Source organism: Streptomyces sp. XD-27 (assembly GCF_030553055.1).
In the GTDB taxonomy this organism is placed as follows: domain Bacteria; phylum Actinomycetota; class Actinomycetes; order Streptomycetales; family Streptomycetaceae; genus Streptomyces.
Genome location: NZ_CP130713.1, coordinates 5,634,251 through 5,648,701 on the forward strand (window position 1 = coordinate 5,634,251; position 14,451 = coordinate 5,648,701).

Consider the following 14,451-nt stretch of genomic DNA (forward strand, 5'->3'; position numbering starts at 1 on the left):
ATTTACTAGGACGTCCTAGTAAATTCGAAGCATGGACGCTGACGCGATCGAAGAGGGCCGCCGCCGCTGGCAAGCCCGGTACGACGCCTCCCGCAAGCGGGACGCGGATTTCACCACGCTCTCCGGAGATCCCGTCGAGCCCGTCTACGGACCCGCGCCGGGCGATGTGTACGAGGGCTTCGAGCGGATCGGCTGGCCCGGCGAGTACCCGTTCACCCGCGGCCTGTACGCGACCGGCTACCGGGGCCGCACCTGGACCATCCGCCAGTTCGCCGGCTTCGGCAACGCCGAGCAGACCAACGAGCGCTACAAGATGATCCTGGCCAACGGCGGCGGCGGGCTGAGCGTCGCGTTCGACATGCCGACCCTGATGGGCCGCGACTCCGACGACCCCCGCTCGCTCGGCGAGGTCGGCCACTGCGGTGTCGCCATCGACTCGGCCGCCGACATGGAGGTCCTGTTCAAGGACATCCGGCTCGGCGACGTCACCACCTCCATGACGATCTCCGGCCCGGCCGTGCCGGTCTTCTGCATGTACATCGTCGCGGCCGAGCGGCAGGGCGTCGACCCGGCCGTCCTCAACGGCACGCTGCAGACCGACATCTTCAAGGAGTACATCGCGCAGAAGGAGTGGCTCTTCCAGCCCGAGCCGCACCTGCGCCTGATCGGCGACCTGATGGAGCACTGCACGCGCGGCATCCCCGCGTACAAGCCGCTCTCGGTCTCCGGCTACCACATCCGCGAGGCGGGCGCGACGGCCGCGCAGGAGCTGGCGTACACCCTCGCCGACGGCTTCGGGTACGTCGAGCTCGGCCTCTCCCGGGGCCTGGACGTGGACACCTTCGCGCCCGGCCTGTCCTTCTTCTTCGACGCGCACCTCGACTTCTTCGAGGAGATCGCCAAGTTCCGCGCGGCCCGCCGTATCTGGGCCCGCTGGATGCGCGACGTGTACGGAGCCAGGACCGACAAGGCGCAGTGGCTGCGCTTCCACACGCAGACGGCCGGCGTCTCCCTCACCGCACAGCAGCCGTACAACAACGTCGTCCGCACGGCGGTGGAGGCCCTGTCGGCCGTGCTCGGCGGCACGAACTCGCTGCACACCAACGCCCTGGACGAGACCCTGGCCCTGCCCAGCGAGCAGGCCGCGGAGATCGCCCTGCGCACCCAGCAGGTGCTCATGGAGGAGACCGGCGTCGCCAACGTCGCCGACCCGCTGGGCGGCTCCTGGTACGTCGAGGCGCTGACCGACCGGATCGAGGCCGACGCCGAGAAGATCTTCGACCAGATCAAGGAGCGCGGTCTGCGGGCGCACCCGGACGGCCGGCACCCCATCGGCCCGATGACCAGCGGCATCCTGCGCGGCATCGAGGACGGCTGGTTCACCGGCGAGATAGCGGAATCCGCCTTCCGCTACCAGCGGGCCCTGGAGAAGGACGAGAAGCGGGTCGTCGGCGTCAACTGCCACGAGGGCTCCGTCACCGGTGACCTGGAGATCCTGCGCGTCAGCCACGAGGTCGAGCGCGAGCAGGTGCGGGTGCTCGCCGCGCGCAAGGCCGCCCGCGACGACGCGGCGGTCCGCGCCGCCCTGGACGCGATGCTGGCCGCCGCCCGCGACGGCTCGAACATGATCGAGCCGATGCTGGACGCGGTCCGCGCGGAGGCGACGCTCGGCGAGATCTGCGGGGTGCTGCGCGACGAGTGGGGCGTCTACACGGAGCCCGCGGGCTTCTGACGCCGGGTCATGGCCCGCCTGAGCCTCCTATGGGATCATGCGGGCCATGCGGCGGCCTCCGTATGACCAACGTGTCCTCGCACTGATAGAAGTCCGCGGCGGGGCGCGCGAGTGGAAGGAGGCCGAAGCGCTCTTCGCGACCCACGGCTGGCCTCTCATCGACGCGTTCCCCTGCGGGCAGGGTCCGTCCCTGGGCCTGCTGCCCGCCGACCCCTCATCGCGCCTGTACGCCGTCGAGGTGCGGCTCTACGGTGCGGCCTACCGGGCGGAGCGAGGCGCGGTCTGGCGCGTGCAGCGGGCGGCGAGGTCGGCACGGCTGACGATGTACGTGCGGCGTGCCGAGCGGCTGATCCGGGAACGGGAGCAACTGCCGGAGTGGCGGGTCCACACCACGGCCCACCGGGCCTTGGGCCCGCGACTGCGCACGCGGGTCGACCGGCGGATGGGGCGCTACGACACCGGGGCCATCACGCTGGGCACGCCCAGGGAGGCATTACGACTGTCCCGGATGGCGGTGCCGGGCGGCCCGGGCGCCCGCACCGACGTCGCCGTACGCCCGTTGGACGAGCGGTGGAGCGACCGGGGCCGGTTGGCCGACCCCAGGGAGAAGGTGACGGCCTTCCTCGCGGTGGTGTACTCCTGCCTCCTCGCCGCGGTGAGCGTGGGCACCGACCGGTTCCCCTGGGCCGTCCTGTGCGCCCTGGCGACGTGCGCGGTCATGTGGGCGGGAAGCGCTCTGCAGCGCGGCGGCCGCGACAACGCCGGTGCGGTCACCATCGTCCTCGGCGTCACCTGCTTCCTCGCCTCCATCATCGTGGTGTCGGGTGGGCGCATGCCCGAGATGACCGGCCCCGCGGCGTCGTCGACATGGGCCGTCCCCCTGATCGCCGGGGTGGGCTACGGCCTGTGGTTCATGGCCCGGCGCTGGACCTGGGGCGAGTGGGTGGCCTGGGCCGTACCGCTGGTCGTGTCGGTGGTCGTCTCCACGCTCCTGGGCGCGGGCTCCGTCCTCCACGCGCTCTATGCCGAATCCCTCTCCCTGACCGCGGACGATCTCGACGTCCCCGGGGTGTGGCAGGCCCTGTCGGCGGCCAAGCTGCTGACGTACCTGGTCCTGGTGCTGGTCGTGCCCGCCCTGTGGGGCGTCGCCAAGCATCTGCACTACGTGGGTCCGACGGAGCGGTTCAACGGCTTCTTCTACATCGTCATGCTCGTCCTGTGCGTCTCCGGCGTCTCCGCACTCGCCGCCCACTACGCCGCCAGCGGTGCGCAGGCGACCATCGCCGCCGCCAAGCAGCGCAGGCCCGCGCCCGGCTACTTCGGCGTCGAGCCCGAGTGGACCTGCGTACAGCCGACCGTCCCGGCCGCGCGGCTGCCGGGCGAGGGCGGGCGCCTCGATCCGGCGCGGCCGTATCTGCTCATGGGGGTCGCCGGCGGCAGCGCCGTACTGCTGAGCCCGGGCAGCGGGGAGCCGCTCAAGCTGCCCGCGTCCAGGGTGCGGCTCGTCCCGGCGGAGTCGGGCCGCGTCACGTGCGGGGATCGGCGGGCGTGACCCCGCCCGCCGCGGCCGCGAGCCCGTGCAGCAGAAGCGTGGTGAAGCCGCGTGACCACTCCGCGTCGACGCGCTCCCCGCTGACCAGCGCGCGGTGCACCACCGCACCCGCGATCACGTCGAAGATCAGGTCGGCGGTCCTGGCCGCCGTCGCCGGGTCCGTCTCGCGGGGCAGCTCCCCGCGGGCCTGGGCGCGTTCGCGGCCGACCAGCACCAGGTGCTTCTGGCGGTCCACGATCGCCGTGCGGATGCGGTCGCGCAGGGCCTCGTCGCGGGTGGACTCGGCGACGACCGCCATCAGCGCCGTCCGGGTCTCGGGGCGCTCCAGCAGGCTGGCGAAGCTCAGCACCACCGCTTCGATGTCGGCCTGGAGACTGCCGAGGTCGGGCAGCTCCAGGTGCTCGTCGAAGACGGCCGCCACCGCGTCCACGACCAGCTCGTTCTTGTTCGCCCAGCGGCGGTACAGCGTGGTCTTGGCGACCCCGGCGCGGGCCGCGACATCCCCCATCGACAGCTTCGACCAGCCCAGCTCCACCAGCGCGGCGCGGGTCGCGTCCAGGATGGCGCGATCGGCGTCGGCGCTGCGGGGGCGGCCGGTGCGACGGGGGACGGGCTCATGGCCGCGACGATACCCGCCAGTACGGCCACCGGCCGGGGTGAGGCAGATCACCGTCGCACCCTGGCGGGGCGCGGGCGCTTGCAGTTACGCTACGACGCGTAGCGAAAGAGTGATGACCACTGGCGCCAGGTGGGGACCGGGCGCGTTCGTTCCAAGTTTCACCATCGCGGCCCGCATTCCGGTAGGCGATGCGTACCAGAGTGTGCGGGCGTCGGGCACGCTGTTTTTTCGATCGCCGCGTGGAGGGGGGAGGATAGGGCCATGCAGCCACGGAACATGTCCATGAGTGGAGTGGTCGACCTCGCCGCGGTGAAGGCGGCCGGGGAGGCGAGGCAGAAGGCGGAGCAGGCGCGCGCCCAGGCGGCGCGTACCGGTGCCCCCGCGCCCTCCCGTCTGGTGATCGACGTCGACGAGGCGGGGTTCCAGCAGGAGATCCTCCAGCGCTCCACCGAGGTCCCGGTCGTGATCGACTTCTGGGCCGAGTGGTGCGAGCCGTGCAAGCAGCTCGGCCCGCTGCTGGAGCGGCTGGCGCAGGAGTACGCCGGCAAGTTCGTCCTCGCGAAGATCGACGTCGACGCCAACCAGATGCTCTTCCAGCAGTTCGGCGTGCAGGGCATCCCCGCGGTCTTCGCGGTGGTGGCCGGGCAGCCGATCCCGCTGTTCCAGGGGGCGGCCCCCGAAGCGCAGATCCGGCAGGTGCTGGACCAGCTGATCCAGGCCGCCGAGCAGCAGTTCGGCATCGTCGGCGCGCCGGTGGACGCGGAGGCGCAGGGCGCGGAGCCCGCGGCCGCCCAGCCCGCGTCCCCGTACGACGGCGCGCTCGCCGCCGCGCACGCGGCGCTGGACGCGGGCGACCTCGGCGGCGCGGTGCAGGCGTACAGCAACGTGCTGACCGACGACCCGGGCAACACCGAGGCCAGGCTGGGTCTGGCTCAGGCCAAGCTGCTCCAGCGGGTGCAGGGCATGGACCCGCAGGTCGTACGCAAGGCGGCGGCCGACGCCCCGGCCGACGTGGCGGCGCAGATCGCGGCCGCTGATCTGGACCTGGTGGGCGGTCATGTCGAGGACGCCTTCGGGCGGCTGGTCGACACCGTGAAGCGGACGGTGGGTGACGACCGGGAGAAGTCCCGGGTGCATCTGCTGGAGCTCTTCGAGGTGATCGGCGCCGAGGACCCCCGGGTGGTCACGGCCCGTAGCGCCCTCGCCCGCGTCCTGTTCTGATCGATCACACCGACGACGCCTGAGCGGCCGCGCTTTACCAAAACTTGGTAATCGCGGCCGCTGTTACTTGCAGTAAGTGACAGCGGGTCATTTGCCCTACCATGCTGGACATGTCCGCTTCTTTCCTCCCTCCTCCTGGCGACCCTGCGTGCCGGGCCTCAACCCTCCCGCAGCAGTCCGGTTATCCGGCCGTTACTCGCTAGTAACGAACCCCTTGTGCCCCGGGCGCGAATGCACGACGATCGGCCACGCTCGGTCCTTCCCCAAAGCTCGGCATCCGGTCGGCGCTTTCCCGGGGAGCGGGTCCCCACCGGGCAGGCCGGCGGCAGTGGCGCCGGCCTTGGACAGGGGGGTCTCTGCCAGGCCGGCAGGGCCTGTCCATGAGGTTGCGCGAGAGCGTGGCCAGTGGTTGTCGCTCGGGGTGATCGCCGGCTTTCTCGGTTCGCCTGCTTCGGTTCGCCGCAGGCATCCGGGGCGGGCGCTCTCCTTCCCGAGGACGTAGCACTTCTCCCATCCCAGGTTCGAGGTCACGCAAGGGCCCGACCGGAGATGTACGTCCGAGAAGGAGGAAAGTCATGGAGTCCGTGGCTCGTGGCGGAACCAGATGGAAGCGGTTCGCCGTCGTCATGGTGCCGAGCGTCGCTGCTACGGCCGCGATCGGAGTCGCCCTGTCCCAGGGTGTGCTCGCGGCGTCGTTCAGCGTGTCCGGCCAGCAGTTCAAGGTCACCGCGAAGCAGCTCGACGGTGAGGGCTTCGTCCAGTACGGAGCCATGGAGGCACAGCACGGCGGGAAGAACATCCCGGTCGCCGTGTCGGCGTTCAAGAGCGCCAAGATCAAGGGTCTGTGCCAGTCGGTGGTGGTCCCGGTCCCGCTCTTCGGCGATGTGTCGCTGAAGCTGAAGGCCGGCGACGGCGACAAGCCGGTCGAGGCCAAGAACCTCTACATCGACCTCGACCAGCTCGACGCGGACGCGGTGTTCCGCGACATCAACATCGGTGTGTCGGCGAACGACACGACGAAGGGTCCCGGCATCAAGAAGGGCGACCGGGTCGTCCCCGGCTCCTTCGCGCAGGAAGCCGACTCGGCGACCCTGACCGACGTCAAGCAGACCGCCTGGGCCACCAGCGCGGGTACGTTCAAGCTCTCTGGCCTCTCCATGTCGGTGGCCAAGGGCAAGCACGAGTGCTTCTGACGCGTTGAGTGCGGTGCGGTGAGGGGCAGGCGACACCCGGCCCCTCACCCGTACCCCCCTCACCCGTCGCAACGCATGAACAACTTCCGATCGACAAGATCGCCAGCCCCAGGGAGCTGTTTTCGATGAGTGCCGAGTCGCCGGGGGCGCGTGTCCGTATCAGTGGCTGGCGCCAGTCCTACCGTGAATGGCGCTGGCAGCGCCCGTTCTGGGCGGGCGCGCTGACGCTGCTGGGCGGACTGCCGATCGTGTACTTCCCCTACGCCAACCTCACCTTGGGTCAACTGACCGTCCGCATGGGCACCACCACCGGATCCGCATCGCTGATCATCGGCGTGCTGCTGATCGTGCTGGGCCTGACCATGTGGTTCCAGCCCGTCGTGCGGGTCTTCGCGGGCGTCGCGGCGATCCTGCTCGCCCTGGTCTCACTGGTCGTCTCCAACTTCGGGGGCTTCCTCCTCGGCTATCTCCTGGCGCTCTTCGGCGGCGCCATGGCCGTGGCCTGGGGCCCCGGCGAGGAGCCGAAGGCCCGGCCCGTGGAGCGAGCGGTGCCGGAGCCGGCGGGTGACGGGGTCGGCGAGGGCGCGTCGGAACCGGCGGGGGCCGGGACCGCGCCGGACCAGGAATCCAGGAATGGGAGGCACCGTGCGGGGTGAACAGGAGCGGGGAGCCGGGGAGGAGGCAGCCGGCAGCCCGCGCCGAGCGAGGACAGGACCGCGGCACGCGGCACCGAAGAAGTCGGTGCTCACCCGCCTCCAGTTGCCCGCGGGCAAGGCGATAGCCCTGGCCGCCATGCCGACGGCGGTGCTGATGGGCATGGGGCTCACCCCCCAGCTCGCCAACGCCAGCCCCCGGGGCGCGGACGGCTTCAAGCCCGGTCCCTGCGTCACCCAGTCCGACGAACCGGACCAGGGCGACCAGCAGGACAAGGCCACGAGCGACACGTCCGAGAACGACAAGCCCGGCGACGACAAGGACAAGGCCGGTACGTCCGGCGGGTCGACGGCGAAGCCGAGCGCCTCGCCGAGCCCGACGCCCACGCCGCAGAAGCCCGCACCGGAGCAGTCCGAGCCGGCGAAGCCCGACCCGGAGCCGGCGCCCACCCAGCCGTCGGAGCCGACGGAGCCCAGCACCGAACCGAGCACCGGCGAGAGCACCAACCCGCTCGACCCGCTGGGCCTCGGCGAGAAGCTGGAGGACCTGCTCGGCGGCGGGGACGACGACGAACAGCCGGCGGAGCCGAGCGCCTCGCCGAGCCCGACGCCCACGCCCACGACCAAGCCGTCCGACTCCGACGCCAAGAGCCCGGCCGACCAGGTCGACAAGGCGACGGACGACGCGGCGAAGACGGCCGAGGACGCCACCGACACGGCGAAGGACACCACCGACAAGGCCACGGAGACAGCCGACAAGGCGAAGGACACGGCCGACAAGGCCACCCCGAAGCCGTCGCCCTCCGCCTCCTCCGAACCCGGCGCCGACGGCAAGGAGGGCTACCCCTGCCCGACCTTCGACGCCGACGCGTACAACAACGCCAAGGCCGACCGGGCGGAGGCACTGCTCCCCGAGGACCCGTGGATCCTCAAGTCCAGCCGGCTGGGACTGCACGGCCTCAAGTACGACGGCATCGTCGAGGTCAAGACCCAGAGCGGGAAGGTCAAGAAGGTCCTGAAGTTCCGCGCTTCGGGCGTCGACATCGACGATCTGCACCAGCTGGTGAAGGGCCCCGGCGGTTCGACCCAGCACGTGGAGGCCCGCAAGGGCAGCCGCTCCACGATCCGGAACGGCGAGGTGACGATGTACACCGAGGAGCTGAGCGGAAAGCTGCTCGGCCTCATCCCGGTGACGTTCACTCCCAAGGCCCCGCCGCCGCTGACCCTGCCGGAGCTGTTCTTCACCGACGTGACGGTCATCCAGGCCGGCCAGTTCGGCGGCGACCTGACGGTGCCGGGCATGCACGGCTATCCGACCTACGACGACTGACGTCCCCCGACGACCCGTTCGGGAGCCGCAAGTCCCTCCTCAAGGAGGGCAAACGCCTGTGGGCGCCACCCCGGTTGGGGCGGCGCCCACAGGCGCGTGCGGCGCGCGAGCGCGAGAGCGTCAGCCCTCGTTGCCCAGGTGGTGCACCCGCACCATGTTCGTGGTGCCGGGGACACCGGGGGGCGAGCCCGCCGTGATGATCATCGTGTCGCCCTCGTTGTACCGGTTCAGCTTCAGCAGCTCCGCGTCGACCAGGTCCACCATCGCGTCCGTGGTGTCCACGAACGGCACGACGAAGGACTCCACGCCCCAGCTCAGCGTCAGCTGGTTGCGGGTGGACGCGTCGGTCGTGAAGGCCAGGATCGGCTGCTGGGTGCGGTAGCGGGACAGGCGGCGGGCGGTGTCGCCGGACTTGGTGAAGGCGATCAGCGCCTTGCCGCCCAGGAAGTCGGCGATCTCGCAGGCCGCGCGGGCCACCGAACCGCCCTGGGTACGCGGCTTCTTGCCCGGCACCAGCGGCTGGAGGCCCTTGGAGAGCAGTTCCCCTTCCGCCGCCTGGACGATCTTCGACATCGTCTTGACCGTCTCGATCGGGTACTGGCCGACCGAGGACTCCGCGGACAGCATCACCGCGTCCGCGCCGTCCAGGATCGCGTTGGCGACGTCGGACGCCTCCGCGCGCGTGGGGCGCGAGTTGGTGATCATCGACTCCATCATCTGGGTCGCGACGATCACCGGCTTGGCGTTCCGCCGGCACATCTCCACCAGGCGCTTCTGCACCATCGGGACCTTCTCCAGCGGGTACTCCACCGCCAGGTCGCCGCGGGCCACCATGACGCCGTCGAACGCCGCGACGACCTCCTCCATGTTGGCGACGGCCTGCGGCTTCTCGACCTTGGCGATCACCGGCACCCGGCGGCCGACCTCGTCCATGACCCGGTGCACGTCCCGGACGTCGGCGGCGTCCCGGACGAAGGACAGCGCGACCATGTCGCAGCCGAGCCGCAGGGCGAACTTCAGGTCCTCGATGTCCTTCTCGGACAGCGCCGGGACGTTGACCGCCGCGCCGGGCAGGTTGATGCCCTTGTGGTCGGAGATCACGCCGCCCTCGATGACGATGGTCCTGACCCGCGGACCCTCGACGTCGGTGACGCGCAGCTCCACGTTGCCGTCGTTGATCAGGACCTGGTCGCCCTTGGCGACGTCGCCGGGCAGGCCCTTGTAGGTGGTGCCGCAGATCGTCCGGTCGCCGGGGACGTCCTCGGTGGTGATGGTGAACTCGTCACCGCGCACCAGCTCCACCGGGCCGTCGGCGAAGGTCTCCAGGCGGATCTTGGGGCCCTGGAGGTCGGCGAGCACGCCCACCGCGTGGCCGGTCTCCTCGGTCGCCTTGCGGAGCCGGTGGTACCGCTCCTCGTGCTCCGGGTGGGTGCCGTGGCTCATGTTGAAACGGGCCACGTTCATGCCGGCCTCGATCAGCGTCTTCAGCTGCTCGAAGGAGTCGACGGCAGGGCCCAGGGTGCAGACGATTTTGGAACGGCGCATGAGGCAGATCCTATCCGTTTGTTTCGGGGCGGAATATTTGAGCTGTGTGAACGACCAATAACGATCAACGGTCTAGTCGTTGACCAGGGCGTACGTCTGCGTGGCGATCTCCAGCTCCTCGTCGGTCGGGACCACCGCCACGGCGACCCGGCTCGACGGCGCCGAGATCAGCCGCGCCGCGGAGCCGCGGACGGCGTTGCGCACCGCGTCCACCTCGATGCCCAGCGCGGTCAGGCCGCCCAGCGCCGCCTCCCGCACCGCCGCCGCGTTCTCGCCGACCCCGGCCGTGAAGGCGATGGCGTCCACGTGCCCGAGCACCGCGGTGTACGCGCCCACATACTTCCGCAGCCGGTGGATGTAGACGTCGAAGGCGAGCTGTGCGGCCTCGTCGCCCTCGCCCATCCGGCGGCCGATCTCCCGCATGTCGTTGTCGCCGCACAGGCCGAGCAGCCCGCTGCGCTTGTTCAGCAGGGTGTCGATCTCGTCGGTGGACATCCCGCCCACCCGCGCCAGGTGGAAGATCGCCGCCGGGTCCAGATCGCCGGAGCGGGTGCCCATGACCAGGCCCTCCAGCGGGGTCAGGCCCATCGAGGTGTCGACACACACGCCGCCGCGCACCGCGGACGCGCTCGCGCCGTTGCCCAGGTGCAGCACGATCGTGTTGACCTCGGCCGGGTCCTTGCCCAGCAGCGCCGCGGTGGCCCGCGAGACGTACGCGTGCGAGGTGCCGTGGAAGCCGTAGCGGCGCACCCCGTACCGGTCCGCGGTGTCGATGTCGATGGCGTACCGCGCGGCGGACTCCGGCATCGTCGCGTGGAAGGCGGTGTCGAAGACCGCGACCTGCGGCAGGTCCGGGCGCAGGCCCCGGGCGACCTTGATCCCGGAGATGTTCGCCGGGTTGTGCAGCGGGGCCAGCGGGACCAGCTTCTCGATCTCGGCGACCACCTCGTCGGTGATCAGCGTCGGCTCGGTGAACCGGGTGCCGCCGTGCACCACCCGGTGCCCGACCGCCGCCAGCGCGGGCGAGTCGAGCCCCAGCCCCTGCCCGGCCAGCTCGTCGGCGACCTGCTTGAGCGCGGCCTCGTGGTCCGCGACGGGGCCTTCCCCGATCCGTTCCACGATCCCGGAGGCCAGCCGCGACCCCCCGTCGGCCGCCGCCATGTCCAGCAGCTGGTACTTGAGGGAGGAGGAGCCGGAGTTGAGAACCAGTACTCGGGTGGCGTTCACGCGGAGGGTGCTTTCTGTGTCGGGTCGGCCGGGTCGGGCGTCCGGGCCTGGTCGGCGGGCGTCTGGGCCTGGATCGCGGTGATCGCGACGGTGTTGACGATGTCCTGGACGAGCGCGCCGCGCGACAGGTCGTTGACCGGCTTGCGCAGACCCTGGAGGACCGGGCCCACGGCCACCGCGCCCGCCGAGCGCTGCACCGCCTTGTAGGTGTTGTTGCCGGTATTGAGGTCCGGGAAGACCAGGACGGTTGCCTTTCCGGCGACCTCGGAGCCCGGCAGCTTGGTGGCCGCGACCGCGGCGTCCACCGCCGCGTCGTACTGGATCGGCCCCTCGACCAGCAGGTCGGGGCGGCGCTCGCGCACCAGCTCGGTCGCCCGGCGCACCTTGTCGACGTCCGCGCCGGAGCCGGAGGTGCCGGTGGAGTACGACAGCATCGCGATCCGCGGCTCCACGCCGAACTGGGCGGCGGTGCCCGCCGACTGGATGGCGATGTCCGCGAGCTGCTCGGCGCCCGGGTCCGGGTTGACCGCGCAGTCGCCGTAGACCAGCACCCGGTCCGCCAGGCACATGAAGAAGACGGAGGAGACGATCCCGGCGCCCTGCGCCGTCTTGATGATCTCGAAGGCGGGCCGGATGGTGGCGGCGGTGGAGTGCACCGCGCCGGACACCATGCCGTCGGCCAGCCCCTCCTGCACCATCAGGGTGCCGAAGTACGAGACGTCGGAGACGACGTCGTACGCCAGCTCGTAGGAGACGCCCTTGTGGGCGCGCAGCTGCGCGTACCGCTCGGCGAACCGCTCCCGCAGCGGGGACGTCTGCGGGTCGATGATCTGGACGTCGTCGATCCGCAGGCCCAGCTCCGCGGCGCGCTTGCGGATGGCCTCCTCCTCGCCCAGCAGCGTCAGGTCGCACACGTCGCGGCGCAGCAGGACGTCGGCCGCGCGCAGGACGCGCTCCTCGGTGCCCTCCGGCAGCACCACCCGGCGGCGGTCGGCGCGGGACCGCTCGATCAGCTCGTGCTCGAACATCATCGGAGTGACCCGGCTGGAGCGCGCCACGGAGATGCGGTTCGTCAGCTCCGCGGTGTCCACGTGCCGCTCGAACAGGCCCAGCGCGGTCTCCGCCTTGCGCGGCGTGCCCGCGTGCAGCTTCCCCTCCAGCGCGAACAGCTGCTCCGCGGTCGGGAAGCTCTTGCCGGGCACCGAGACCACCGGGGTGCCGGGGGCGAGCCGCGAGGCCAGCGCGAGGATGTCCGGGCCCGGCCGCTCGTCGAGGGTCAGCAGCACGCCGGCGATCGGCGGGGCCCCGGCGCTGTGCGCCGCCAGCGCGCCGATGATCAGGTCCGCGCGGTCCCCGGGGGTCACCACCAGGCAGCCGTCGGTCAGCGCGGGCAGGAAGGTCGGCAGCATGGCGCCGCCGAAGACGAAGTCCCGTACGTCCCGGGAGAGCCCGGAGCCGTCGCCGAGCAGCACCTCGGCGCCGAGGGTGCGCACCACCTGGTCGACGGTCGGCGCGGACAGCGAGGTGTCCTCGGGGAGCGCGTAGCAGGGGACCGGGAGGCGGGCGGCGAGCCGTTCGGCTATGGACTCCCGGTCGGCGGGGGCGACCCGGTTGACCACCAGGGCCACCACGTCGCAGCCCTGCGCCCGGTAGGCGCGGAAGGCGTTGCGGGCCTCGGCGCGTACCGAGTCCGCCTCCTGGTCCTGGCCGCCGACGACGGTGATCACCGAGGCGCCGAACTCGTTCGCCAGCCGGGCGTTGAGGCCCAGCTCGTCCGGGAGGCTGGTGTCGGCGTAGTCGCTGCCCAGCACCAGGACGTACTCGTAGTCGCGGGCCACCTGGTGGAAGCGCTCGACCAGCTGCGTGACCAGCTCGTCCGTGCCCCGCTCGGCCTGGAGGGTCGCCGCCTCCTGGTAGCTGATGCCGTACGCGGTCTCGGGCGCCTGGCTGAGCCGGTAGCGCGCCCGCAGCAGGTCGAAGAGCCGGTCGGGGTTGTCGTGGACCAGGGGGCGGAAGACCCCGACCCGGTCCACGTGGCGGGTCAGGAGCTCCATCACTCCCAGTTCGACGACCTGGCGGCCGTCGCCCCGGTCGATCCCGGTCACGTACACGCTGCGTGTCACGCGCGCTTCTCCGATCCCTTGACGTGTGCTGACGGTGTGACTGTGCGCATCCGGCCGGAAAAAGACCGGAAAAGGCCAGAAGAATGCCCCTGCCCCCTTGACAATACCTGCGCGCCCGGATAGGGCGCTCCCCGGGATGGGGGACGCGGCATGCCTCCACCCATGAAACAATCGGACCGGCTCACATGTACCGGTCAGCGAGCAGGAGACACAGCACGATGCGCATCGGAGTTCTCACCGCAGGCGGCGACTGCCCCGGCCTCAACGCTGTGATCCGGTCGGTCGTGCACAGAGCAGTCGCCGGCCACGGGGACGAGGTCATCGGTTTCGAGGACGGCTTCAAGGGCCTCCTGGAAGGCCGCCACCGCAAGCTGGACCTGGACGCGGTCAGCGGCATCCTGGCCCGCGGCGGCACCATCCTCGGCTCCTCGCGCCTGGAGCGTGCCCGGCTGCGCGAGGCCTGCGAGACCTCCAAGGAGCTGGCCCGCGACTACGGCATCGACGTACTGATCCCGATCGGCGGCGAGGGCACCCTGACCGCCGCGCGGATGCTCGCCGACTCCGGCCTGCCGATCGTCGGCGTGCCCAAGACCATCGACAACGACATCTCGGCCACCGACCGGACCTTCGGCTTCGACACCGCCGTCGGCGTCGCCACCGAGGCCATGGACCGGCTCAAGACCACCGCCGAGTCGCACCAGCGCGTCATGGTCGTGGAGGTCATGGGACGGCACGCGGGCTGGATCGCGCTGGAGTCCGGCATGGCGGCGGGCGCGCACGGCATCTGCCTCCCGGAGCGCCCCTTCCAGGTCGACGACCTGGTGGAGATGGTCGAGGAGCGGTTCGCGCGCGGCAAGAAGTTCGCCGTCGTCTGCGTGGCCGAGGGCGCCCACCCGGCCGAGGGCAGCATGGAGTACCAGAAGGGCGAGATCGACCAGTACGGCCATGAGCGCTTCGCCGGCATCGGCAACCGCCTCGCGGTCGAGCTGGAGCGCCGCCTGGGCAAGGAGGCCCGCCCGGTCATCCTGGGCCACGTGCAGCGCGGCGGTACCCCCACCGCCTACGACCGGGTGCTCGCCACCCGCTTCGGCTGGCACGCGGTCGAGGCGGCGCACCGCGGCGACTTCGGCATGATGACGGCGCTGCGCGGCACGGACATCGTGATGGCGCCGATCGCGGACGCGGTGGCCGAGCTCAAGACGGTGCCGGTCGCGCGGATGGACGAGGCCGAGTCGGTGTTCTGACCGGGGCTTCGC

11 protein-coding genes are annotated in these 14,451 nt (G+C 71.2%); 7 read left to right on the plus strand and 4 right to left on the minus strand.

Translation table 11 applies throughout. The annotated features are described in order from the left end of the window. The first annotated feature begins 31 nt into the window (after nucleotides 1-31). Together Q3Y56_RS24645 and Q3Y56_RS24650 are read left to right on the plus strand one after the other, a co-directional pair. Complete coding sequence (locus tag Q3Y56_RS24645; RefSeq protein WP_304464017.1) at nucleotides 32-1,732, plus strand: methylmalonyl-CoA mutase; 1,701 nt, start codon at nucleotides 32-34, stop codon at nucleotides 1,730-1,732. A 46-nt stretch (nucleotides 1,733-1,778) separates the two neighbouring features. Then, nucleotides 1,779-3,284 carry a hypothetical protein gene (locus Q3Y56_RS24650; RefSeq protein WP_304464018.1) on the plus strand — a complete coding sequence of 502 codons (1,506 nt, stop codon included), beginning with the start codon at nucleotides 1,779-1,781 and terminating at the stop codon, nucleotides 3,282-3,284. On the opposite strand, the gene Q3Y56_RS24655 is transcribed toward Q3Y56_RS24650, so the two are convergent. Further along, nucleotides 3,259-3,846 carry a TetR/AcrR family transcriptional regulator gene (locus tag Q3Y56_RS24655; protein ID WP_304465777.1) on the minus strand — a complete coding sequence of 196 codons (588 nt, stop codon included), beginning with the start codon at nucleotides 3,844-3,846 and terminating at the stop codon, nucleotides 3,259-3,261. The genes Q3Y56_RS24650 and Q3Y56_RS24655 overlap by 26 nt on opposite strands. A 318-nt stretch (nucleotides 3,847-4,164) precedes the next feature. On the opposite strand from Q3Y56_RS24655, the gene Q3Y56_RS24660 reads away from it, so the two are divergent. From Q3Y56_RS24660 to Q3Y56_RS24675, 4 genes are all read left to right on the plus strand, one after another. After that, a complete protein-coding gene (locus Q3Y56_RS24660; RefSeq protein WP_304464019.1) occupies nucleotides 4,165-5,124 on the plus strand; it encodes a tetratricopeptide repeat protein in 960 nt (319 codons plus the stop codon). Between the two features lie 575 nt (nucleotides 5,125-5,699). After that, nucleotides 5,700-6,317 carry a DUF6230 family protein gene (locus Q3Y56_RS24665; RefSeq protein ID WP_304464020.1) on the plus strand — a complete coding sequence of 206 codons (618 nt, stop codon included), beginning with the start codon at nucleotides 5,700-5,702 and terminating at the stop codon, nucleotides 6,315-6,317. 125 nt (nucleotides 6,318-6,442) lie between these two features. Continuing rightward, nucleotides 6,443-6,973, plus strand: coding sequence for a DUF6114 domain-containing protein (locus Q3Y56_RS24670; RefSeq protein WP_304464021.1), 531 nt, complete (start codon nucleotides 6,443-6,445; stop codon nucleotides 6,971-6,973). Continuing rightward, entirely contained in the window at nucleotides 6,951-8,300 is a 1,350-nt protein-coding gene (locus tag Q3Y56_RS24675; RefSeq protein ID WP_304464022.1) for a hydrogenase expression protein HypF, read from the plus strand. Before Q3Y56_RS24670 ends, Q3Y56_RS24675 begins: the two co-directional genes overlap by 23 nt. Nucleotides 8,301-8,420: 120 nt before the next feature. On the opposite strand, the gene pyk is transcribed toward Q3Y56_RS24675, so the two are convergent. The 3 genes from pyk to pta all read right to left on the minus strand — a co-directional run bounded on the left by pyk (nucleotide 8,421) and on the right by pta (nucleotide 13,195). Then, entirely contained in the window at nucleotides 8,421-9,845 is a 1,425-nt protein-coding gene (gene pyk / locus Q3Y56_RS24680; RefSeq protein ID WP_304464023.1) for a pyruvate kinase, read from the minus strand. A 72-nt stretch (nucleotides 9,846-9,917) separates the two neighbouring features. Further along, nucleotides 9,918-11,072, minus strand: coding sequence for an acetate kinase (locus Q3Y56_RS24685; RefSeq protein ID WP_304464024.1), 1,155 nt, complete (start codon nucleotides 11,070-11,072; stop codon nucleotides 9,918-9,920). Further along, on the minus strand, nucleotides 11,069-13,195 hold the full coding sequence (pta, locus tag Q3Y56_RS24690; RefSeq protein ID WP_304464025.1) for a phosphate acetyltransferase: 2,127 nt from the start codon (nucleotides 13,193-13,195) through the stop codon (nucleotides 11,069-11,071). Before pta ends, Q3Y56_RS24685 begins: the two co-directional genes overlap by 4 nt. Nucleotides 13,196-13,413: 218 nt before the next feature. Between pta and Q3Y56_RS24695 the strand changes: the two genes are divergently transcribed. Further along, the gene (locus Q3Y56_RS24695; RefSeq protein WP_304464026.1) at nucleotides 13,414-14,439 is read left to right on the plus strand and encodes a 6-phosphofructokinase; all 1,026 of its coding nucleotides are present in this window, start codon (nucleotides 13,414-13,416) and stop codon (nucleotides 14,437-14,439) included. Nucleotides 14,440-14,451 lie beyond the last annotated feature (12 nt).

Coding starts and splice junctions, on each gene's coding strand:
- Q3Y56_RS24645 (WP_304464017.1), top strand. CDS start 32: ATGGACGCTGACGCGATCGAAGAGGGCCGCCGCCGCTGGCAAGCCCGG.
- Q3Y56_RS24650 (WP_304464018.1), top strand. CDS start 1,779: ATGCGGCGGCCTCCGTATGACCAACGTGTCCTCGCACTGATAGAAGTC.
- Q3Y56_RS24660 (WP_304464019.1), top strand. CDS start 4,165: ATGCAGCCACGGAACATGTCCATGAGTGGAGTGGTCGACCTCGCCGCG.
- Q3Y56_RS24665 (WP_304464020.1), top strand. CDS start 5,700: ATGGAGTCCGTGGCTCGTGGCGGAACCAGATGGAAGCGGTTCGCCGTC.
- Q3Y56_RS24670 (WP_304464021.1), top strand. CDS start 6,443: ATGAGTGCCGAGTCGCCGGGGGCGCGTGTCCGTATCAGTGGCTGGCGC.
- Q3Y56_RS24675 (WP_304464022.1), top strand. CDS start 6,951: ATGGGAGGCACCGTGCGGGGTGAACAGGAGCGGGGAGCCGGGGAGGAG.
- pyk (WP_304464023.1), bottom strand. CDS start 9,845: ATGCGCCGTTCCAAAATCGTCTGCACCCTGGGCCCTGCCGTCGACTCC.
- Q3Y56_RS24695 (WP_304464026.1), top strand. CDS start 13,414: ATGCGCATCGGAGTTCTCACCGCAGGCGGCGACTGCCCCGGCCTCAAC.